At 65.9% G+C, this 18,486-nt stretch carries 17 protein-coding genes and 2 pseudogenes; 12 read left to right on the top strand and 7 right to left on the bottom strand.

The annotated features are described in order from the left end of the window. Window positions 1-114: 114 nt before the first annotated feature. A complete protein-coding gene (locus tag OJJ21_RS12560; RefSeq protein WP_297686720.1) occupies window positions 115-765 on the bottom strand; it encodes a porin family protein in 651 nt (216 codons plus the stop codon). 124 nt (window positions 766-889) lie between these two features. Here OJJ21_RS12560 and OJJ21_RS12555 point away from each other — a divergent pair, with 124 nt between their 5' ends. Then, window positions 890-1,354 (top strand): (2Fe-2S) ferredoxin domain-containing protein, encoded by a 465-nt coding sequence (locus OJJ21_RS12555; protein ID WP_297686718.1) that lies wholly within the window; start codon window positions 890-892, stop codon window positions 1,352-1,354. On the opposite strand, the gene OJJ21_RS12550 is transcribed toward OJJ21_RS12555, so the two are convergent. Next, on the bottom strand, window positions 1,338-2,510 hold the full coding sequence (locus OJJ21_RS12550) for a hypothetical protein (protein ID WP_297686716.1): 1,173 nt from the start codon (window positions 2,508-2,510) through the stop codon (window positions 1,338-1,340). The two genes, OJJ21_RS12555 and OJJ21_RS12550, sit on opposite strands and share 17 nt — an antisense overlap. 73 nt (window positions 2,511-2,583) lie before the next feature. Next, window positions 2,584-3,066: pseudogene (locus tag OJJ21_RS12545) on the bottom strand (TIGR00645 family protein); the annotation flags it as partial. A 231-nt stretch (window positions 3,067-3,297) separates the two neighbouring features. On the opposite strand from OJJ21_RS12545, the gene OJJ21_RS12540 reads away from it, so the two are divergent. The 6 genes and pseudogenes from OJJ21_RS12540 (at window position 3,298) to OJJ21_RS12515 (ending at window position 9,468) form a co-directional block, all read left to right on the top strand. Beyond that, complete coding sequence (locus tag OJJ21_RS12540) at window positions 3,298-4,917, top strand: MDR family MFS transporter (RefSeq protein WP_297686712.1); 1,620 nt, start codon at window positions 3,298-3,300, stop codon at window positions 4,915-4,917. A gap of 92 nt (window positions 4,918-5,009) precedes the next feature. Continuing rightward, window positions 5,010-6,242, top strand: coding sequence for a glycoside hydrolase family 2 TIM barrel-domain containing protein (locus OJJ21_RS12535; RefSeq protein WP_297686710.1), 1,233 nt, complete (start codon window positions 5,010-5,012; stop codon window positions 6,240-6,242). A gap of 616 nt (window positions 6,243-6,858) precedes the next feature. After that, the gene (locus OJJ21_RS12530; protein ID WP_297686708.1) at window positions 6,859-7,839 is read left to right on the top strand and encodes a Gfo/Idh/MocA family oxidoreductase; all 981 of its coding nucleotides are present in this window, start codon (window positions 6,859-6,861) and stop codon (window positions 7,837-7,839) included. Window positions 7,840-8,116: 277 nt separating this feature from the next. Next, a complete protein-coding gene (locus tag OJJ21_RS12525; RefSeq protein WP_297686706.1) occupies window positions 8,117-8,296 on the top strand; it encodes a DUF1328 family protein in 180 nt (59 codons plus the stop codon). A gap of 251 nt (window positions 8,297-8,547) precedes the next feature. After that, a pseudogene (locus tag OJJ21_RS12520) lies at window positions 8,548-8,763 on the top strand (general stress protein); the annotation flags it as partial. Between the two features lie 168 nt (window positions 8,764-8,931). Continuing rightward, window positions 8,932-9,468 carry a sigma-70 family RNA polymerase sigma factor gene (locus tag OJJ21_RS12515; RefSeq protein WP_297686703.1) on the top strand — a complete coding sequence of 179 codons (537 nt, stop codon included), beginning with the start codon at window positions 8,932-8,934 and terminating at the stop codon, window positions 9,466-9,468. A 31-nt stretch (window positions 9,469-9,499) separates the two neighbouring features. Here the strand turns inward: OJJ21_RS12515 and OJJ21_RS12510 are convergent, their stop codons facing one another. From OJJ21_RS12510 to OJJ21_RS12500, 3 genes are read right to left on the bottom strand one after another with little or no spacing between them, the layout of a single operon-like run. After that, window positions 9,500-10,363, bottom strand: coding sequence for an IclR family transcriptional regulator (locus tag OJJ21_RS12510; protein WP_297686701.1), 864 nt, complete (start codon window positions 10,361-10,363; stop codon window positions 9,500-9,502). 31 nt (window positions 10,364-10,394) lie between these two features. Next, complete coding sequence (locus tag OJJ21_RS12505; protein ID WP_297686700.1) at window positions 10,395-12,104, bottom strand: FAD-dependent oxidoreductase; 1,710 nt, start codon at window positions 12,102-12,104, stop codon at window positions 10,395-10,397. 11 nt (window positions 12,105-12,115) lie between these two features. Continuing rightward, window positions 12,116-12,874: an SDR family oxidoreductase gene (locus tag OJJ21_RS12500; protein ID WP_297686698.1), complete on the bottom strand. Its 759-nt coding sequence runs from the start codon at window positions 12,872-12,874 to the stop codon at window positions 12,116-12,118. Between the two features lie 199 nt (window positions 12,875-13,073). Here OJJ21_RS12500 and OJJ21_RS12495 point away from each other — a divergent pair, with 199 nt between their 5' ends. The 5 genes from OJJ21_RS12495 to OJJ21_RS12475 all read left to right on the top strand — a co-directional run bounded on the left by OJJ21_RS12495 (window position 13,074) and on the right by OJJ21_RS12475 (window position 18,222). Beyond that, complete coding sequence (locus OJJ21_RS12495; protein WP_297686696.1) at window positions 13,074-14,126, top strand: TRAP transporter substrate-binding protein; 1,053 nt, start codon at window positions 13,074-13,076, stop codon at window positions 14,124-14,126. Between the two features lie 80 nt (window positions 14,127-14,206). Further along, window positions 14,207-14,776 carry a TRAP transporter small permease subunit gene (locus OJJ21_RS12490; protein ID WP_297686694.1) on the top strand — a complete coding sequence of 190 codons (570 nt, stop codon included), beginning with the start codon at window positions 14,207-14,209 and terminating at the stop codon, window positions 14,774-14,776. A 4-nt stretch (window positions 14,777-14,780) separates the two neighbouring features. Next, entirely contained in the window at window positions 14,781-16,130 is a 1,350-nt protein-coding gene (locus OJJ21_RS12485; protein WP_297686692.1) for a TRAP transporter large permease subunit, read from the top strand. A gap of 23 nt (window positions 16,131-16,153) precedes the next feature. Further along, on the top strand, window positions 16,154-17,116 hold the full coding sequence (locus OJJ21_RS12480) for an MBL fold metallo-hydrolase (RefSeq protein ID WP_297686690.1): 963 nt from the start codon (window positions 16,154-16,156) through the stop codon (window positions 17,114-17,116). A gap of 59 nt (window positions 17,117-17,175) precedes the next feature. Beyond that, window positions 17,176-18,222: an LLM class flavin-dependent oxidoreductase gene (locus OJJ21_RS12475; protein WP_297686688.1), complete on the top strand. Its 1,047-nt coding sequence runs from the start codon at window positions 17,176-17,178 to the stop codon at window positions 18,220-18,222. On the opposite strand, the gene OJJ21_RS12470 is transcribed toward OJJ21_RS12475, so the two are convergent. Further along, a complete protein-coding gene (locus OJJ21_RS12470; RefSeq protein ID WP_297686687.1) occupies window positions 18,191-18,430 on the bottom strand; it encodes a hypothetical protein in 240 nt (79 codons plus the stop codon). The genes OJJ21_RS12475 and OJJ21_RS12470 overlap by 32 nt on opposite strands. Window positions 18,431-18,486: the final 56 nt, after the last annotated feature.

Below are 18,486 nucleotides of genomic sequence, written 5' to 3'. Positions count from 1 at the left end.
AAAAAAATACGGCGGAGATCGCTCTCCGCCGTCTTGCAGGTGGCCGCTGCCCCCCAACGGTACGCGGCCGCGCGCGTCGCCCCTTTTGCAGACTCTGCGGCGGGGCTGCTGCGATCAGAACCAGCTGCGGAAGCCGAGCCGGGCGACATGCTGGGTGCTGTCGTCCAGGCCCTGGGCGCCGTCGTTGATCCACTGGTAGCGATAGCTCGGCACGATCTCCAGGCCGTCGGCGACCTGGTAGCCGACACCGACTTCGCCGAAGGCGGTGAAGTCGGTGTCGTTGCCGTCATTGCCGCCCAGCGTCGAACCATTGCTGGTCGCGGTCGGGCGGTCATGGCGCTGATGCACGATGCCGGCGCCGCCGCCGAGATACGGCGTCAGCGGCGTGCCGGTGGCGATGTCGTAATAGGCCGCGCCGGTCAGCGAATACTGATCGGTCTCGCCGCCCACGCCGGCGCTGCCGCCATTGGCATGGTAGCGGTCGTTGTCGATCTGGCCGAAGCCGAGTTCGCCTTCGAGACGCAGGTTGTTGGGAAAGCGATAGCCATACTGGCCGGCGAAGGAATAACCGTTATCGCGTTCCAGATGCCCGCCGCCATCGCGGTCGATATCGGGGGTCATCAGATAACCGCCGGTGATGCCGGCATAGGAACCGGTCTTGAGCCGGTTCTCCTGCGCCCAGGCTGAGTTGCTCAGGCCGGGCAGTGCGAGGGCGGTGGTGGAAAGCAGGGCAGCCGCAAGTGCGGCGGTGGCAAAGCGGGTCATGGCTGTACTCCTGTACCAAGTGTGACGAGGCGGGGTGCCGCCCTTTCATGCTGTCTTCGTGCAGCCGGGCGATCATTGTAGCTAGGACGTCATAAACGGCAGAATCATGGCAGGGTGCCGCATCATGAGGGGGCGCCTGCACGACAAGCTTGGCCGTGGCAGTTGGGCAACACTGCGGAACCCGGCGGCGCGAGCCGTGTTGAAAATCTTCGGCCTTGTGCAGGGCCGGGCTGCGCCCTATGTCAGAAGCCGCGCAATTCCGTTCTTTTTTCCGGCTTCCCTCATGTCTGCAGAAAAACCCGTTCTCGAAACCGTCGCGCAGCCCTGGTCGACGGCGCTGGTGCTGGTCTGCTCCGAATGTGACGGCGGTCACGGGGTGGATCTCGCGCACAGGCTGAAGGATGCCGTGAAAGCGGCCGGGCACAGGAAAGACGTGCGCGTGGCCCGCGTGCGCTGTCTCGGCATTTGTCCGAAACGCGGCGTGGCCGTCACCGTTACCGGCGGCGACCGTCCGGCGCAGAGCTGCGTGGTGACCGGCAAGGATCAGGATGCGGTGCAGGCTCTGGCGGCGGTTATCCTGCCAGGGTGATGCGGTAAATCCGCACGCCGCGCGGCGCGATACGGTCGCGGAACAGCCCGCGCGCATCATCCATCTGCACGGTCTCCGCATCATCCAGCCGCGCCAGGCTGCGGATCGCGCGACTGAAACCGATCCGGAAATCCTCAGGCTGTTCGCCGCCATTCACCACGATCAGCAGCAGGCCGCCATCGTATGCTTTCAGCAGGCTGCGCAGCTGCACCGGCGGGCGCGGCGGGTCTTCCATGCGGACGGCAACCGTATAGCGGTCAGGCGCATCGGCCTGCAGCAGCGCCGGTACGATGCGGGCGATGCGGCGGTTGAGCTGCATCACCGCATCCCACAGGCGGCGCGATGCCGCCACATCGCCGGGCGTGGCTTTCAGCGGCGCGATGCTGCTGCCGGCCTGGATGCCGTAATCCATCTGCGGCACCGGCGCGATGCCAAGCCGGCCGGCATTGCGCGCCGCGTAGTTATCCTCGCCGAGCCAGATCAGGCCGGTCGCGCCGGCGACTATGGCCGTGAAGGCCATGGCCCGGGCTTCAGCGGCATCGGGCAGGGTTTCGCCGTTGCCGGTGCGCGCGCTGGCCGGCAGCAGGGCCCAGACCGGGCGCCGGCCTTGCGCCTGTTGCCGCACACGGCGGGCAAAGGCATCGGCGCCATCGGTGCCGCGTGCCATGGCGATCACCACGGTTTCGCTGGCATCGAGCAGGGCGGCATGCTGCAGCTCGCCCCAGGAATCCGGCCGGGCGCGCAGCAGCAGCAGGCGCGCGCCATCGGCGGCGGCCAGCTGTGCCGCCAGCGGCTGTTCCGGATCGGCGGTCACGGCGTTGAAATCGGCCATCAGGGCGGCTGTGAAGCCGCGCGCGGGATTGCTGTATGGGCCGCGGCTGTAATCGACCAGCGCACCGCTCAGCGCCAGCGGAAAAAACGAACGCGCCGGATCATAGGCGGTCAGGGTTGCGCCATCGCGGGCCGTCTGCGGCGGCGCATAGGGATAGGGATGCTGGATGACGCCGTCGAGCGGCGCGTAATCGGCGAAGGGATCGCCGGCGCAACTGCTCAGCAGCAGCAGGATGAGCGGCAGCAGCGTCAGCCGGCGCGGCCGCCATCCGCGGATCAGCGGGTCAGCTTTTCTTGCCGCCACTCTTGCTGCCGTCCTGGTCATGGTCGATCACCGTGCCGTCCCTGACCTCGGTGTCGTTCGGGATATGGGGATCCTTGCCGTGGCCCTCGGCAGACTCGATCAGCCGGTCCATCAGGGCCAGCAGCACGCCGGACACCACGAAGGTGAGGTGGATGCCGACCAGCCAGGCCAGTTCGATGTTGTCGCGCTCCCCGATATTCATGAAGGCGCGCAGCAGCTGGATGGCGGAAATGGCGACGATGCTGGCCACCAGTTTCAGCTTCATGCCGGAATAGTCGATCTTGCCCATCCATTCCGGGCGGTCTTTGTGATCGGCATTGTCGATCTTGGAGACGAAATTCTCGTAGCCGGAGAAGATCACCAGCAGCAGCAGGTTGCCGGCCAGCGACAGGTCGATCAGCGACAGGATCGAGAGCACCAGCTGGGATTCGCTCATGCTGAACACGACCGGCACGGTGTGAAACAGCTCCTGCAGGAACTTGACCAGCAGCAGCACCAGGGCGACCGCCAGGCCGAGATAGAAGGGCGCCATCACCCAGCGGCTGGCAAACAGCGTGCGCTCGATCAGGCGTTCCAGGAACAGCATGGTTCAACTCCGGTGCAGCGATACCGCGGGAAGCTAGCCGAAGCGGGACGGCCGGACCAGAGCAGGGCCGCGAACCAATTCCGCTGTTGGTTTGCGCCGCTGCGGCGAAATGGCGGCTTGCCAGTCCTGCCGCAGCGCTCTAGGTACAACGTATACGATCTTTTATGGCGCCGCAGCCATTCGCAGCCTGCCCCTGGCGCGTCGCCCTGCCTGCAGAGTCAGATGCCAGCCCCCTCCCTGTCCGTCACCGAACCGTCACCGGATGCCGGCCCGCCGGCGTTCAGTCACCAGGAAAAGATCGTCATTTTCCTCGGCCTCATGCTGGGCATGTTTCTCGCCGCCCTGGAACAGACCATCGTCGCCACCGCGCTGCCGGGCATCACGGCCGACCTGAAAAGCGCCGAGCATCTCAGCTGGGTGGTGTCGGCCTATCTGCTGACCTCGACGGCGGCGACGCCGATCTACGGCAAGCTGTCGGATCTCTATGGCCGCAAGCTGATGCTGCAGATCGCCATCGGCATTTTCCTGGTCACCTCGCTGCTCTGCGGCCTGGCCCAGACGATGACCGAACTCATTATATACAGGGCGCTGCAGGGCCTGGGCGGCGGCGGGCTGCTGGCGATGGCGCATGCCACCATCGCCGATGTCGTGACGCCGCGCGAACGTGGCCGTTACCAGGCCTATATCGCCAGCACCTTTGCCGTCGCCAGCGTGGCCGGCCCGGTGCTGGGCGGCCTGTTCACCGAGCATCTCTCCTGGCACTGGATTTTCTGGATCAACCTGCCGTTCGGCCTGGCCGCGCTGGTGGTGGCGCAGAAGACGCTGAAACGCCTGCATGTGAAACGGGTGCGTCACAGGATCGATTATGCCGGGGCCGTGCTGATTGTCTCGGCGGTCTGCTGCGTGCTGCTGGTCACCACGATGGGCGGCAACGACTTCGCCTGGACCTCGCCGGTAATCGTCGGTCTGGGCGCGGCGGCCATTGTGCTGTTCGGCCTTGCCGTCGTGCAGGAGCGCCGCGCGCCGGAAGCGATCCTGCCGCCGCGACTGTTCGGCAATGCCAATTACATGATCGCGATGACGTCCAGCCTGCTGCTCGCCATGGTGATGATCGGCGGCCTCGTCTTCATGCCGCTGTTCCTGCAGATGATCTACCAGATGTCGGCCGGCGATTCCGGACTGATGCTGATCCCGCTCACCTGCACCAGCGTCATGGGTGCGATCACCGCCGGCCAGCTGGTGGCGCGCACCGGCCGCTACAAGCATTTCCCCGTGCTCGGCCTGGTCTTCGTGCTGGCCGCCTTGCTGCTGCTCGGCACGATTACCGCTGCCACGCCGCTCTGGCTGACCGGGATATATATGGGCATGTCGGGCTACGGCATCGGTCTGTTCATGCCGGTGATGCTGATCTCGGTGCAGAATTCGGTCGAGCAGCGCGATCTCGGCGTCGGCACCGCCTCGGTCTCGTTCTTCCGTTCGATGGGCGGTTCGTTCGGCGTGGCGCTGTTCAGCGCCGTGCTGATTGCCCGCCTCGATCAGCTGCTTGCCGCCTTGCCGGGACATGCCGCGCTCGGTGCACAACCGGCGGTGCAGCTGCTGCGCGCCGGCCCGGCGGCGCTGGCCTCGGCGCCGGCCATGCTGCGCGAGGCCGTCGGCGCGGCGATGACCGATGCCTTCCATACCGTGTTCTGGCTCGGCGCCGGTGTTGCGGCGCTGGCGCTCGGCATTATTGTCTTCCTGCGCGAGACACCGTTGCGCGCCGGCCCCAGTCAGGCCCGGACAGCGGCGGGGATGGCGGAAAAGCCCGGTCCGGCTGGCGCCATCGGTGCCCCCGCCGACTGACCGGGTACAGAACCAAGCTTATCCACACAGTGATTGGTTTAGCGGCCTCAAAGCGCTTGCAAGCGTCGGGGCTTCCCGGCATGAGTCTCGCCATGCTCCGCATCCTGCTTGCCCTGTTTTTCATTGCGCCGCTTGTCGTGTCGCGTCCCGCCACTGCCGCCAATGTGTCGGTCGACCGCGATGCCATTCTGGTCGACGGCAAGCCGTTTGCCGTGGTCGGCGCCGCCGGGCAGACGCGTTTCGGCCTGCTCAAGCAGCTCGGTGCCACCACGGTGCGCACCTATGGCGACGAAACCGGCTTCGTGCTCGACGAGGCGCAGAAGGCCGGGCTCAAGGTGATTGCCGGTTTCTGGCTCGAGCATCCGCGCCGCGGCTTCAGCTACCGCGACCTCGCCCAGGTCGGACCGCAGCTGCAGAAGCTCACCGAGTTCGTGAACCGCCACAAGAACCATCCCGCTTTGCTGATGTGGGGTCTGGGTAACGAGGTGGAAGCCGAGCTGGCCGACGACAGCCAGGCCTGGACCGGCATCGAGGAAGCCGCCCGGCTGGTGCGCCGTCTCGATCCCCACCACCCCACGCTCGCGGTGCTGGCCGAGGCCGGCAACGACAAGATCCAGCGCCTGCGCCGCCATGCTCCCAGCATCCAGGTGCTTGGGGTCAATTCCTATGGCGAATCCCTGCCCTCGCTGCCCGGCCGCGTGCGGGCGCAGGGCTGGCGCGGTCCGCTGATCATCACCGAGATGGGACCGATCGGCCAATGGCAGGCGGCGCGCACATCCTGGGGCGCGGCGATCGAACCGAGCAGCGACGAGAAGGCCGCCATGCTGTCGCGCTGGTTCAGCGCGCTGCAGCCCGAGGTGCAGGGCTATATCGTGTTCTACTGGGGCCAGAAGCAGGAAGTGACGCCGACCTGGCACAGCCTGCTGCTGTCGGGCGGCGAATATACGCGCACCGCCGAGGCGATGGCGGCCGCCTGGGGCGGCAACACGCCGCAGGGCAATCGCGCGCCGCGCATCGCGCTGTTCCGTTTCCCGCAGGGCAATGAATGGAATCGCGATCAGACCGTGCGCGCCGAAATCGCCGTGGAGGATCCCGATAACGATCCCTTCGGCGTGGTCTGGCAGGTGATGGCGGAAAGCACCGATCTGAAAACCTTCGGCGATGCCGAACAGCCGCCGCCGGTGTTTCCGCAGGCGATCCGCGAGCCGGGCCCGAAAGGCGCCAGCATCGCCGGCCTGCAGCCGGGCAACTACCGCCTGTTCGTCACCGCGCGCGACGGCAAGGGCGCGGCCGCCACGGCCAACCTGCCCTTCCGGGTGAAGTGACGGCTGCTGTTCAGCCGTCATCCCGGGCGAAGACCCTGGATTCCATTTCCTGGTCATTTGAAGAATAAACGGAAGTCCAGCTCAGGGTCCGGGTGACGCGCGTGGGTCGCACGCAAAGGAAAAGGCGGACGCTTGCGCGCCCGCCTTCATCCCGCTGGATGCTGTACTCGTTACGCTACTCTAATCTTACTCATACTGTTACGCACTGTACTCTTACGCATACTCTACTCGTACTGTTACGCAGCAGCATCCACAGGAGTCTCCGAAACATTCAGGGCGGCGGCATAGTCTCTGCCGTGCAGTCCTCGATCGGGGATTGGGAACGGGGTCGGGACCATCGAGCAGCGCTGTCATATGCTCGCTGTCATATGCTCGCTGCGGGCCGCCAGTGCGGTGAGGAAGCGCCTCCGGCACCGGCCATGGACGTTGACTTAGTGCGGCCCGGCGGGCTTTACAACCGGCCTTATTGTCGCAGCCTGGTCCGGTGCGGCTGGGGCGGTTGGCCGTGGTCGCCGGTTCCCCGGGGCGGAAGCAGTCGGAGTGGCACTTGCCTGCCCCGATCGACCGCCGCATATAATGCGGCCCGCAGATACTGTTTCCTGAAGAAAGCGCTTTCATGGCTTCCGCACCCGTCCGGCTCGGCATCATCGGCTACGGCATCATGGGCGAGCGCCTGCTGCGCGCTGCGCTCGATCACGATCCGGCCGTGCTCACCGTCGCCGGCGTGTGGGATCCCTCGGCACCGGCGATGGCGCGGCTGAAAGCCGAGCTGCCACAGGTGGTGCAGATTGAGTCGGCCGCAGCAGTGATCGAGGCCTGCGACTGCCTCTACATCGCCTCGCCGCCGGCCTCGCATCTGGCCTATGCGCGCGACGCCTTTGCCAGGGGTCGCGCCGTCTTCTGCGAGAAGCCGCTGGCTGTCGATGTCGCGGATGCGGAAGCCTTCGTCGGCGAAGCAGCCAAAAGCGGCGCCCGCGCCGGCATCAATTTTCCCTTCGCCTCCTCCTTCGCCGTCGACCAGCTGCGCGCCTGGATGAAAGACGGCGTCACGGGTGAGGTGCAGCGCATCGATATCGAGATCGGCTTCGCTGCCTGGCCGCGCCCCTGGCAGGTCGATGCGGCCAGCTGGCTCGATGCCCGTGCCCAGGGCGGCTTCACCCGTGAGGTCGGATCGCATTTCCTGTTTCTGGCGCGTCGGCTGTTCGGCCCGCTCACCCTGCAGAGCCACAGCGTCGCCTATCCCGAAGCCGGCAAGTCCGAACGCAGCATCGCCGTCACACTGACGGCCGGCAGCCTGCCGGTGACTCTGAGCGGCGGCGTGGGCATCACCGACAAGCCCGACCACAACCTGTTCCGCATCAGCGGCCCGCAGGGTGCGATCCGCCTGCGCGACTGGTCGGTGGCCGAGAAGCAGGCGCCGGACGGCAGCTGGCAGCAAGCGCCGGATGCCCTGCCCAATGAAAAGATGCGACCGCTGGTGCTGCAGCGCCAGCTCGACAAGGTGGCGGCACTGACCCGCGGCGGCATCCAGGACCTCGCCACCCTGGCCGAAGCTGCCGAAGTGCAGCGCGTGGTCGAGGTGATCCTGAAAGGCTAGGCCACTTCAGGGTTAACCTGGCCATCCGGCCGATCCGGCTGGAATCTATCGCAAATCCGCCCCTGCCGGCGCTGCCGGCCAGGGCTGTGACATTCCCCGGTCACAGCTTTCTCGCGGTTTTCTAGCGGTCCGTGATCGAACCTAAGTGCGGATGGCGCGTTTCTTTCTCGACTGCACGGCCAGTCATGACGCGCTTTGGGTCGCTTGCGAACGTCCCTCCCCCGTGATCGGGGCAGCCCAAAGCTCGCCGGACCGGCCAATAGAAAGGAGAGCCATCATGCTCTATTGGGCCCTGATCTTTTTCATTCTGGCGCTGATCGCCGGCCTGTTCGGGTTCGGCGGCATTGCCGCAGCCTCGGCCAGCATCGCCCAGATTCTGTTCTTCGTCTTCCTGGTGGTCTTCGTGATCAGCCTGATCGCGCATCTGATCACCGGTCGCCGTCCTCCGATGGCTTAGGACGGTTCCCCCGTTTAGTACCGCGTACCTTTTTCCTCTGTAGGTCCTTCCCCCCAACTCGGCGGATGTTTCGGCATCCGCCAATTTTTTTTGTGGGCCGCGCAGCGGAACAGGGCGCCGCCGGTCGTGTTGGGACTATTGCAACAGACGCGTAAAGGAGGACCGACATGGCAGAAAATCAGAATTCGCCACCGCATCACCCGCCGCCGCCGCATCCTGAGACCCGGACCGACTCTCCAACGCCTGTACGGTCGTCAGGTCGTGGGTTTGCGGCGATGGATCCGGAACGCCAGCGCGAGATCGCGCGCAAGGGCGGCCGCTCGGTTCCCGACGAGAAACGCAGCTTTTCGCAGAATCGCGAACTGGCCGCCGCCGCCGGCCGCAAGGGCGGTCAGGAAAGCGGCGGGAATTTCGCCCATGACCGCGAAAGGGCTGCCGCTGCGGGCCGCAAGGGCGGCCAGCATTAAATTCTCTCTCTGATCCTGAAATACGGCGGGTCGGGGCGGAAAACCGCGATCCGCCGTCCTCATGTCAGGAATGTGCAGGTCCGCTGTGACAAGCGGGCTTGCGAGCGGAACCCTGCCGGAAAGGGGCCGTTCGGCTGGATGTCAGTTGCGTACATCCAGTGAGGCGTCATGAATTTCGAGCGTTATTTCCGGTCGCACCTGCTGCGTGAAATGCCGCTGCTGCGGCGCTGGTCGAATGTACTCTGCCGCAATCCGAGTCTGGCCGAGGATATGATGCAGGAAACCCTGACCAAGGCCTGGGCCAATCGCGGCAGCTTCGCGCGCGGCACCAATATGCGGGCCTGGCTTTATCGCATCCTGCGCAACACCTATTTCAATCATCTGCGCCAGCGCCGCCGCGAAGTGCCCGATCCCGATGGCGTGCTGACCGCCATGCTGCGCGTGCCGGCGGCGCAGCCGGGCAAGATCGAATTGCGCGAGGTGTCGCATGCCATGCAGGACCTGTCGCCGGCGCAGCGCCAGGCGATGATCCTGATCGGTGCCCAAGGACTGTCGTACAAGCAGGTGGCGCGTTTGCAGCGGGTGAATATAGGCACGGTGAAAAGCCGGCTGGCGCGGGCCCGGCAGGCCGTGGCCCGCACGATGGGCTACGATTCCGCCAGTCATCGCGGCAATATCGCCAGCAATTCTGGCGCGCGTTACTAAGGCGGCGGCCAGGGCCCGTTATCAGGGCCCGCTACCAGGGTGCGGTATAGCCGAGCTGCTCCGACAGTCTTTGCGCGAAGGCACGCAGGGCTTCGGCATGCGGGCCCTGCAGCGACACATCGATCTTCGGCGTCGGGCCGATCACGGTGATCGCCAGCTGCAGATGGCCGCTGTGATTGAACACCGGTGCGCTCAGCGCGCTGATACCCGGCACCGGCAGGTCGGTGGTGGCGGCAATGCCGTCGCGGCGCACCTTGTCGATCTCGCGGGCCAGCGCCTCGCCGGCCAGTGCGCCGACATCGCTCCAGCCTTTCTGTGCCGCCTGCAATTCGGCGGCGATGACCGGCTCGACCAGCCGGGGCGGCAGCCAGGCGGCAAAGATCTTGCCGGTTGCCGTGCCGGTGACGGTGAACATGCCGCCGGGCCGCACATTGGCATGGATGTAGTTCGAGGATTCCTGCACCAGCACGATGGTCGGACCATGCGTGCCCCAGACCGTGATCGCCACCATCAGGTTGAGCTGCTCGGCGAGCGCCGCGACCTGCTCGGCGGCCAGGCGATAGGGATCGCTGCCGCGCAGCCGTGCCAGGCCGAGCTTCAGCGCAAACGGCCCGAGGCGATAGCGGCCCGAGGCCGCATCCTGCTCGACGATGTCGAGTTTGCGCAGGCTGGTCATATAGGCATGCGCCTGGCCCGGCGTCAGTTCGGCCTGTTGCGCCAGATCGCGCAGCATCATCGGCTGGCCGCTTTGCGCCAGCAGCGCCAGCAGCCGGCCGCCGATTTCCACCGACTGCACGCCGCGGCCCTTCAGCGCCGGTGCGTCGCTGTCTTCGCCATCGTAGAGCGACACGCTCCCGGGCGCATTGGCCGAAGCCGGATCGATCTTGTCCCCCATGCCTATTGCATAGCCGCCGGCACGCGACCTGTCACGCGCCGGTATCGGTCACACCTGCGGCATGACGGCCGGCGACATAGCCGAAGGTCATCGCCGGGCCGAGCGTGATGCCGCCGCCGGGATAGTTGCCGCCCATGATGCTGGCCATGTCGTTGCCGGCCGCATACAGCCCGGGCACCGGCCGGCCGGTGGCGCCATCCAGCACGCGGGCCTGCGCGTCGGTCTTCAGCCCGGCGAAGCTGCCCAGATCGCCGATCACGACCTGGACGGCGTAAAACGGCCCGTTCTGGATCGGCGCTAGGCAGGGATTCGGCGTCACGGTGGGATCGCCGAGATAGCGGTTATAGGCCGTGCTGCCCTTGTGGAACTGCGGATCCTCGCCCTGTGCGGCATGGCGGTTATACGCCGCCACGGTCTGCGCGAAGGCGGCGGGTGCGATGCCGCAGGCCTCGGCCAGTTCGGTCAGGGTGCGGCCGCGCTTGAGATAGCCGTTGCGCAGCTGGTGCGTCAGCGGCACCGGGAAGGGCTTCACATGGCCTAGGCCATAGCGCCGCAGCGTCGGATGATCGGCAATCAGCCAGGCGCAGATCTCGCCATCCTGGCCCTTGGTGACCTGCACCAGCGCCTGGCAGAAATCGTGATAGCAGTTGCCCTCGTTCACAAACCGCGTGCCGGCGCGCGTCACCGCGATCACGCCGGGTTTGGCGCGGTCGATGAAATGCGGGAAGGTGCCGAAGCTGCCATCGCCGCGCGGCACGCGGCTGACCGGCACCCAGGCTGCCGCATTGGGCAGCTCGTCGGCGGTGGTGGCGCCGAGCGCCTGAGCGAGCTTGATGCCATCGCCGGTATTGCTCTCCGGCGTCGGCGACCAGTGTTCCTGGCCGGTCGGCGCATGCGGATAGAGCCTGGCGCGGCGCGCGATGTCATGCGGGAAGCCGCCGGTGGCCAGCACCACGCCCTTCGCGGCATTTACCTGCACCGCGCCATCCTGCGTGTTGATCACGGCGCCGGTGACGGCATCGCCGTCGCGCAGCAATTCGCCGGCCGGGGCATTGAGCCAGAGCGGGATGCCGAGGTCGAAGGCCGATTTGGCCAGCCGTCCGGCCAGTGCATTGCCGTTGGTCAGCCGCATGCCGCGGCCGTGCAAGGCCAGGTCGCGCAGGTATTTCGCCAGCAGCTTCGCCACATAGGCGGCGGAGACCACGCTGCGCGTGACGTTGAAGAAATGCAGCAGCTCCTTGCCCGAACCGATCATCATGCCGACGAAGGTGATCTCCTTCAGCGGCGGGCGCAGCGTCCTGATATGCTCGCCCAGTTCGCGGCCGTCATAGGGCGCGGCGCAGATCGAGCGGCCACCGGTGCTGCCGCCCGGCTGGTCCGGGTGATAATCGGAAAACTGCGGTCCCAGCACGAACTGCACGTCGGTCTTGCCCTCGAAGAACTCGACCATCTTCGGGCCGTTGTCGAGAAAGGCATCGACGCGCGCGGCGTCGAAATGGTTGCCGGCCTCGGCCTGCAGATACTGCCGCGCCTGTTCCCTGGTATCCGTGATGCCTTCGCGCGCCGCCAGCGGATTGGCCGGAATCCACAGCCAGCCGCCGCTGCGCGCCGTGGTGCCGCCATAGACGGACTCTTTCTCCACCACCAGCACGTTCAGGCCATGCAGTTTCGCCGTGATGGCCGCCGCCATGCCACCGGCGCCGGAGCCGATCACCAGCAGGTCGCAATCATACGTCTTCATGCTGCCGTCCTTCAGAGCGTGAGAAAGCCGCCATCGACCGGCAGCATGGCGCCGGTGACGTAGCTCGACATGGTGGAAGCCAGGAACAGCACCGGGCCGACCAGTTCTTCCGGCTGGCCGACGCGGCCCATCGGCGTATGCGTCATGAAGCGCCCGATGGCGGCGGGATCGCCGCGCGTGGTCTCGGTCATCGGCGTGGCGATCACGCCCGGCGCGATGCCGTTGACGCGGATGCCCTCCGGCGCCAGTTCGGCGGCCAGGGCGCGCGTCAGCTGCAGCACCGCGCCCTTGCTGGCGGTGTAGGTGCTGCTGCGCGGGCCGGTGGCAAAGGAATTGATCGAGCCGAGATTGATCACGCGGCCCTTCGTCTTCCGCAGTTGCGGCAGCAGGGCGCGGATCATGGTCTTCATGCCGGTGACATTCACGCGCAGCGTCTGGTCCCAGTGCGTGTCGTAATCGGGATCGTCGATCGCCACGCGGCGGATGATGCCGGCATTGTTTACCAGCACCGAACAGGGCGCGCCCAGTTCGGCCTCCACGGCAACGGCGAAGGCCGCACACTGGGCCGGATCGCTGACATCCAGCCCGGTGGCAAAGGCCTTGCCGCCCGCGCGTTTGATCTCGTCGGCCACCGCGGCCGCGCCGGCGGCATTCACGTCGCCGAGCGCCAGGCGGGCGCCTTCAGCGGCCAGGCCGAGCGCGATGGCCCGGCCATTGCCCTGGGCCGCGCCGGTGACCACGGCGATATCGCCTTGAAGAAGCTGGGCCATTTGCCCCTCCGGTTGATCCGTTTCCATTCCCATAATTCGCTTATTGCGAATTCATTCGTTATTTCATATAGTCGACCCGACGCGATTGCAAGTGATCCGTTTACCCGGCCTGCCTGCACCGCCGTCATTGGAGGAAACGCCCCGTCCGCTCAAGGACGGGACATTCGGTCGGTTCGCAAAACCCCGAAGGGAGGGATTCATGCGTCAGCTTATTCTCAAGGCGGCTGCGGTCGCAGCGCTGGGCTTCGGCCTGGCCGCGCCGCAACCGGTTCTGGCCCAGGCCAAGAGTTTCGATCTGCAGAGCGTCTTCGGCCTGCAGGTGCCCTCGATCGGCCCGAGCCCGGTGAAATGGGCCGAACGCGTCGCCCTGATGACCAACAACGAGGTCAAGATCAAGGTGCATGGCGCCGGCGAATTCGTGCCGCCCTTCGAGGTGTTCGGCGCGGTGTCCAACGGCTCGATCCCGATGGGCTTCGACTGGGTCGGTTACTGGGCCGGCAAGATTCCGGTCGCCAACCTGGTCGGCTCGATGCCTTTCGGCCCCAACCCGGAGCTGTTCCTCGGCTGGATGTTCCAGGGCGGCGGTCTGGAGATCATCCAGAAGGCCTACGATCCGCATAACGTCAAGATCATCCCCTGCCACCTCGTCGTGCCGGAAGCCGGCGGCTGGTTCAACAAGGAGATCAAGACGGTCGCCGACCTGAAGGGTCTCAACATGCGCATCGCCGGCCTGGGCGCCAAGGCGATGGCCAAGCTCGGCGCCAATGTGCAGCTGGTGCCGGCCGGTGAAATCTTCGTCTCGCTGGAACGCGGCCGCATCGAGGCGGCGGAATTCTCCGCGCCGCAGCTCGATCTCGGTCTCGGCCTGCAGAAGATCGCCAAGCATTACTACTTCCCGGGCTGGCACCAGCCGGCGAGCTGGGACACCATCATCGTCAACATGAATGTGTGGAAGTCGCTGCCCGAGAAGCACCAGAAGGCGATGGTCGAGGCCTGCTATGCCAACATCACCTTCAATACCTTCGACCAGATCAACGCGCAGATCGACGCGATCGAGAAGATCGAGGCGGCCGGCGTGAAGATCCAGCGCTTCCCCGATGCGGTGCTGGCCGCGCTGCACAAGGCGTCCACCGAAGTGATGGAGGAAGAGGCGCAGAAGGACGCGCTGTTCGCCGAGGCCTACAAGTCGCTGAGCGCCTATACCAAGCGTGTCGGTCGCTGGAACGACCTGCAGGCGATTCCGCGTAACTGAGACTCAAAGTAAAAGCGTAAGGGCGCGCCGCCGGGCAGTGGGACTCTGCCGGCGGCGCCAGCCTTGATGGGGGGGAACGCGTGATTGCGCTGCTGAAACGGATCGAAGGAGCCTGCGCCTGGTTCGGGCGCGCGATTGGCTGGGCCACGCCGCTGCTGGTAGTCAGCGTCTGTCTCAGCGTGCTGATGGCGCAGCTGCGTTTCAACGTGCTGTTCGACTGGGGCAGCGACGTGCCGTTGTTCGGCACGAAAATCACCATGAACGGCCTGACCGACCTGCAGTGGCACCTGTTTGCCGTCATGGTCATGCTCGGCGGCGTTTACGCCATGCATACCGACGGTCATGTCAGCGTCGATTTCATCGCCAACACCTTCACCGAGCGCACGCGCCGGATCGTCGTGATCCTCGGCGACGTCGTCTTCCTGCTGCCCTTTGCCGCGGTGATGACCTGGTTCGCCTGGAAATTCATGATGTCGGCCTACACATCGAACGAAGGCTCGCCCTATGGCGGGCTCAACAACACCTGGATCATCAAGGCGGTGATGCCGCTCGGCTTCGGCCTGCTCGGCCTGCTCGGCCTCGCCCGCACGCTCCGCCTGCTCATCCAGCTGGTCCTCACCCGCGGCGCCGTCGCCGAAGCCAGGGAATAAGACGATGGAGTATTTCTGGCCCCTGCTGATGTGCGTCGCGCTGCTGCTCGGCATCTTCACCGGCTATCCGGTGGCGATCGTGCTGGCCGGCATCGGCGTGATCTTCACCTTTGCTGCCGACGTGCCGATCATCTTCCTCTCCACCGGCGTGTCGCGCACCTTCTCCGGCATCCTGAGCAACTGGCTTCTCATTGCCGTGCCGCTCTTCGTCTTCATGGGGCTGATGCTGGAAAAATCCGGCATCGCCGAACGGCTGCTGCGTTCGCTCGCCGGCCTGCTCGGCCCGCTGCCCGGCGGCTATGCCTTCGCCGTGGCGATCATCGGCATCGTCATGGCGGCCTCCACCGGCATCATCGGCGCCTCGGTGGTGCTGATGGGCGTGCTCGCCCTGCCGGTGATGCTGGAAAGCCGCTACGACCCCAGGCTTGCCACCGGCATCATCGCCTCCACCGGCACGCTGGGGATTCTCATCCCGCCCAGCATCATGCTGGTGGTGCTGGGCGACACGATGCGGATTTCCGTCGGCGACCTGTTCGCCGGCGCCATGATCCCCGGCCTGATGCTCGGCGGGCTCTACATCGTCTATCTGATCTTCCTGGCGATCTTTAAGCCTGAGACCATGCCGCCGTTGCCGGCGCGCGACCGCCTGCCATTCGGCCAGGCGATGACACGGCTGGCCCGCGACCTGCTGGCGCCGATGATCCTGATCCTGGTGGTGCTGGGCTCGATCATCGCCGGCGTCGCCACGCCCACCGAAGCTGCTGCACTCGGTGCACTGGGCGCCTTCCTGCTGGCGCTGGCCTCGCGCCAGCTCAGCTGGAAGCAGTTCCTCGCCGTGCTGAACGAAACCACCCGCACCACGGCGATGATCATGTTCGTGATGATCGGCGCCACCATCTTCAGCGTGATCTTCCGCAAGCTGGGCGGCGATACCATGATCGCCGACGCGCTCGGTGTGGACGAAGCCGGCACCAATCCCTACTGGGTCATGTTCGTCATCATGGCCTTCGTCTTCGTGCTCGGCATGTTCCTCGACTGGGTCGAGATCACCTTTATCGTCATGCCGATCATCGCGCCGATCATGGCCGGACTGGATTTCGGCGGGCTGGACAAGGAGCAGATTCTGCTGTGGTTCGCCATCCTGTTCGCGGTCAACCTGCAGACCTCCTTCCTGACGCCGCCCTTCGGCTATGCGCTGTTCTATATCCGCGGTGTGGCGCCGGCCGAAATCGGCACCCGCATCATCTATCGTGGTATCGTGCCCTTCGTGATCATCCAGCTGATCGCGCTGCTGCTCTGCATCATTTTCCCGCAGCTGGCGCTCTGGCTGCCCGAAACCCTGCTCGGCAAGTAACCCGGCAAACAAGGAGTCCCCCGATGTCAAATCCCGCCCCGAAAGCTTTTGCCTCCACCGGCGACACGGAAGACAAGAAGGTCTCCTTCACCCAGCTGGGTGACGGCCTTTATGCCTTCACCGCAGAGGGCGATCCCAATACCGGCGTGATTATCGGTGACGACGGCGTGATGGTGATCGACACCCAGGCCACGCCGAAAATGGCCGGCCAGGTGATCGAGCATATCCGCAAGGTGACCGACAAGCCGATCAAGTATGTGCTGCTGTCGCATTACCATGCTGTGCGCGTGCTCGGCGCCTCGGCCTATAAGCCCGAACAGGTGCTGGCCTCGGAAGCGACCCGCAGCCTGATCGTCGAGCGCGGCAAGGAAGACTGGGATTCCGAATACGGCCGCTTCCCGCGCCTGTTCCGCGCCGCCGAAAGCATCCCCGGCCTGACCTGGCCGACCATGACCTTCCCGACCAAGTTCACCCTCTACATGGGCAAGCGCCGCGTCGAGATCATGCATCTGGGCCGCGGCCACACGGCGGGCGACACGGTCGCCTGGGTGCCCGATGCCGGCGTGATGTTCTCCGGCGACCTGGTCGAATACCACTCGGCCTGCTATTGCGGCGACGCCCATTTCAGCGACTGGCCGAAGACGCTGGACGCGATCGGCGGTTTCAGCCCCAAGGCGATCGTGCCCGGCCGCGGCGATGCCCTGCGCAATCCCAAGGAAGTGGCCGATGGCCTGGCGCTGACCCGCGATTTCCTCACCACGCTCTACGGCTCGGTGTCGGAATCGGCCGCCAAAGGCCTGGCGCTGAAGGAAGCCTTCGACCGCTGCAACGACGCGATGCGGCCGCGTTTCGGCAACTTCGCCATCTTCGAACATTGCCAGCCCTTCAACGTGGCGCGCGCCTATGACGAGGCGATGGGCCTGGACCATCCGCGCATCTGGACGGCCGAGCGCGACCAGCAGATGTGGGCGAGTCTGAACGGGTAAGTGGAAGGCAGATGTACCGGCGGGTTGCCAAGGCCCGGCATCTGTCCTAGATGCCGGGTATGACCCAGCCGATCAGCCTTTCCGTTCTCGACCAGTCCACCGTTTCGCATGGCACGCCGGAAGACCAGGCGATCCGCGATACCGTCAGCCTCGCGAAGCATGCCGAGGCGCTCGGCTACAGCCGCTTCTGGATCGCCGAGCATCACAACCATGCCTCCATCGCCGGCTCGTCGCCCGAAGTGCTGCTTGCCGCCCTGGCGGTATCGACCGCGCGCATCCGGCTCGGCTCGGCCGGCGTGATGCTGCCGCATTATTCCGCCTTGCATGTGGCCGAGCAGTTCCGCGTGCTCGATGCGCTGGCGCCGGGCCGCATCGATCTCGGTGTCGGCCGCGCGCCAGGCTCCGACGGCCGCACCGCCTATGCGCTCAACCCGCATAACGACGGCGCCGATACCTTCCCGGCCCAGGTACGCGACCTGCTGCACTGGGTCAACGGGCTGGAGCTGCCCGAGGGCCACAGCTTCCGCACGGTGACGGCGCATCCGATGAGCGAGTCCTCGGCGCCGGATGTCTGGATGCTGGGCAGTTCGGATTACGGCGCGCAGCTGGCGGCGCATTTCGGCCTGCCGTATTCCTTCGCGCATTTCATCACCGACGGGCGCGGCGCCGGCCAGGCGCTCGATCTCTATCGCCGCAGCTTCAAGCCCTCGCCATTTCTGAGTGAGCCGAAGGCCAATCTCTGCGTCTGGGCGCTGGCGGCGGAAACCGAAGACGAGGCGCGGCACTGGTTCCGCAGCCGGGCGCGCTGGCGCATCGATCGCAACCGCGGACGGCTCGGCCCGTTGCTGTCACCCGACGACCTGCCGCCGTTCAGCCGCGACGAGGAAGCCGAGGTCGAAACCCTGTGGGCGAATTCCTATGCGGGGTCGGCCGCGCAGGTGGCGGCCAAGCTGCGCAAACTGGCGCAGGAGCAGCAGCTGGACGAGATCGTCATCCTGACCTGGACGCACAGCCGCGAGGTCAAGCGGCGCTCCTACGAATTGCTGGCGGAAGAATTTGCGTTACGGGAAACGCTCAGCTCCGCTGCTGCCGCATCGCCAGCGTGAAGGCGACACGCGCCTCGCGCATGGCGACGCGTTCGGCCGCCAGGTCCGCTGCCGGAGCAGAATAGCGCGAGGCCTGCTTGGCGCGGATGAAGGCGACATCGTAATCGCCATCCACGCCGTCATACAGCGACACCACATAGTCGTCGTTCTCCGCGATCATGGCGGCGGCGTCGACGGTCCAGTCGAGAATCTGGAGATTGGTCTGCATGGGGGGCACTCCTTTTTGTCCTGATCCGGCGGCCAGCCCGTGCGTGTTGCGGCGAC

The organism is Ferrovibrio sp. (assembly GCF_025869515.1).
In the GTDB taxonomy this organism is placed as follows: Bacteria; Pseudomonadota; Alphaproteobacteria; order Ferrovibrionales; family Ferrovibrionaceae; genus Ferrovibrio.
This window is presented reverse-complemented; position numbering and strand designations above follow the sequence as displayed.

What these genes read in the sequence shown, in the direction of transcription:
- OJJ21_RS12510 (WP_297686701.1), bottom strand. Translation starts at nt 10,363, where the DNA reads ATGGGGGACAAGATCGATCCGGCTTCGGCCAATGCGCCCGGGAGCGTG.
- OJJ21_RS12475 (WP_297686688.1), top strand. Translation starts at nt 17,176, where the DNA reads ATGACCCAGCCGATCAGCCTTTCCGTTCTCGACCAGTCCACCGTTTCG.
- OJJ21_RS12530 (WP_297686708.1), top strand. Translation starts at nt 6,859, where the DNA reads ATGGCTTCCGCACCCGTCCGGCTCGGCATCATCGGCTACGGCATCATG.
- OJJ21_RS12560 (WP_297686720.1), bottom strand. Translation starts at nt 765, where the DNA reads ATGACCCGCTTTGCCACCGCCGCACTTGCGGCTGCCCTGCTTTCCACC.
- OJJ21_RS12555 (WP_297686718.1), top strand. Translation starts at nt 890, where the DNA reads ATGAGGGGGCGCCTGCACGACAAGCTTGGCCGTGGCAGTTGGGCAACA.
- OJJ21_RS12500 (WP_297686698.1), bottom strand. Translation starts at nt 12,874, where the DNA reads ATGGCCCAGCTTCTTCAAGGCGATATCGCCGTGGTCACCGGCGCGGCC.
- OJJ21_RS12505 (WP_297686700.1), bottom strand. Translation starts at nt 12,104, where the DNA reads ATGAAGACGTATGATTGCGACCTGCTGGTGATCGGCTCCGGCGCCGGT.
- OJJ21_RS12480 (WP_297686690.1), top strand. Translation starts at nt 16,154, where the DNA reads ATGTCAAATCCCGCCCCGAAAGCTTTTGCCTCCACCGGCGACACGGAA.
- OJJ21_RS12470 (WP_297686687.1), bottom strand. Translation starts at nt 18,430, where the DNA reads ATGCAGACCAATCTCCAGATTCTCGACTGGACCGTCGACGCCGCCGCC.
- OJJ21_RS12550 (WP_297686716.1), bottom strand. Translation starts at nt 2,510, where the DNA reads ATGACCAGGACGGCAGCAAGAGTGGCGGCAAGAAAAGCTGACCCGCTG.
- OJJ21_RS12515 (WP_297686703.1), top strand. Translation starts at nt 8,932, where the DNA reads ATGAATTTCGAGCGTTATTTCCGGTCGCACCTGCTGCGTGAAATGCCG.
- OJJ21_RS12495 (WP_297686696.1), top strand. Translation starts at nt 13,074, where the DNA reads ATGCGTCAGCTTATTCTCAAGGCGGCTGCGGTCGCAGCGCTGGGCTTC.
- OJJ21_RS12525 (WP_297686706.1), top strand. Translation starts at nt 8,117, where the DNA reads ATGCTCTATTGGGCCCTGATCTTTTTCATTCTGGCGCTGATCGCCGGC.
- OJJ21_RS12535 (WP_297686710.1), top strand. Translation starts at nt 5,010, where the DNA reads ATGCTCCGCATCCTGCTTGCCCTGTTTTTCATTGCGCCGCTTGTCGTG.
- OJJ21_RS12485 (WP_297686692.1), top strand. Translation starts at nt 14,781, where the DNA reads ATGGAGTATTTCTGGCCCCTGCTGATGTGCGTCGCGCTGCTGCTCGGC.
- OJJ21_RS12540 (WP_297686712.1), top strand. Translation starts at nt 3,298, where the DNA reads ATGCCAGCCCCCTCCCTGTCCGTCACCGAACCGTCACCGGATGCCGGC.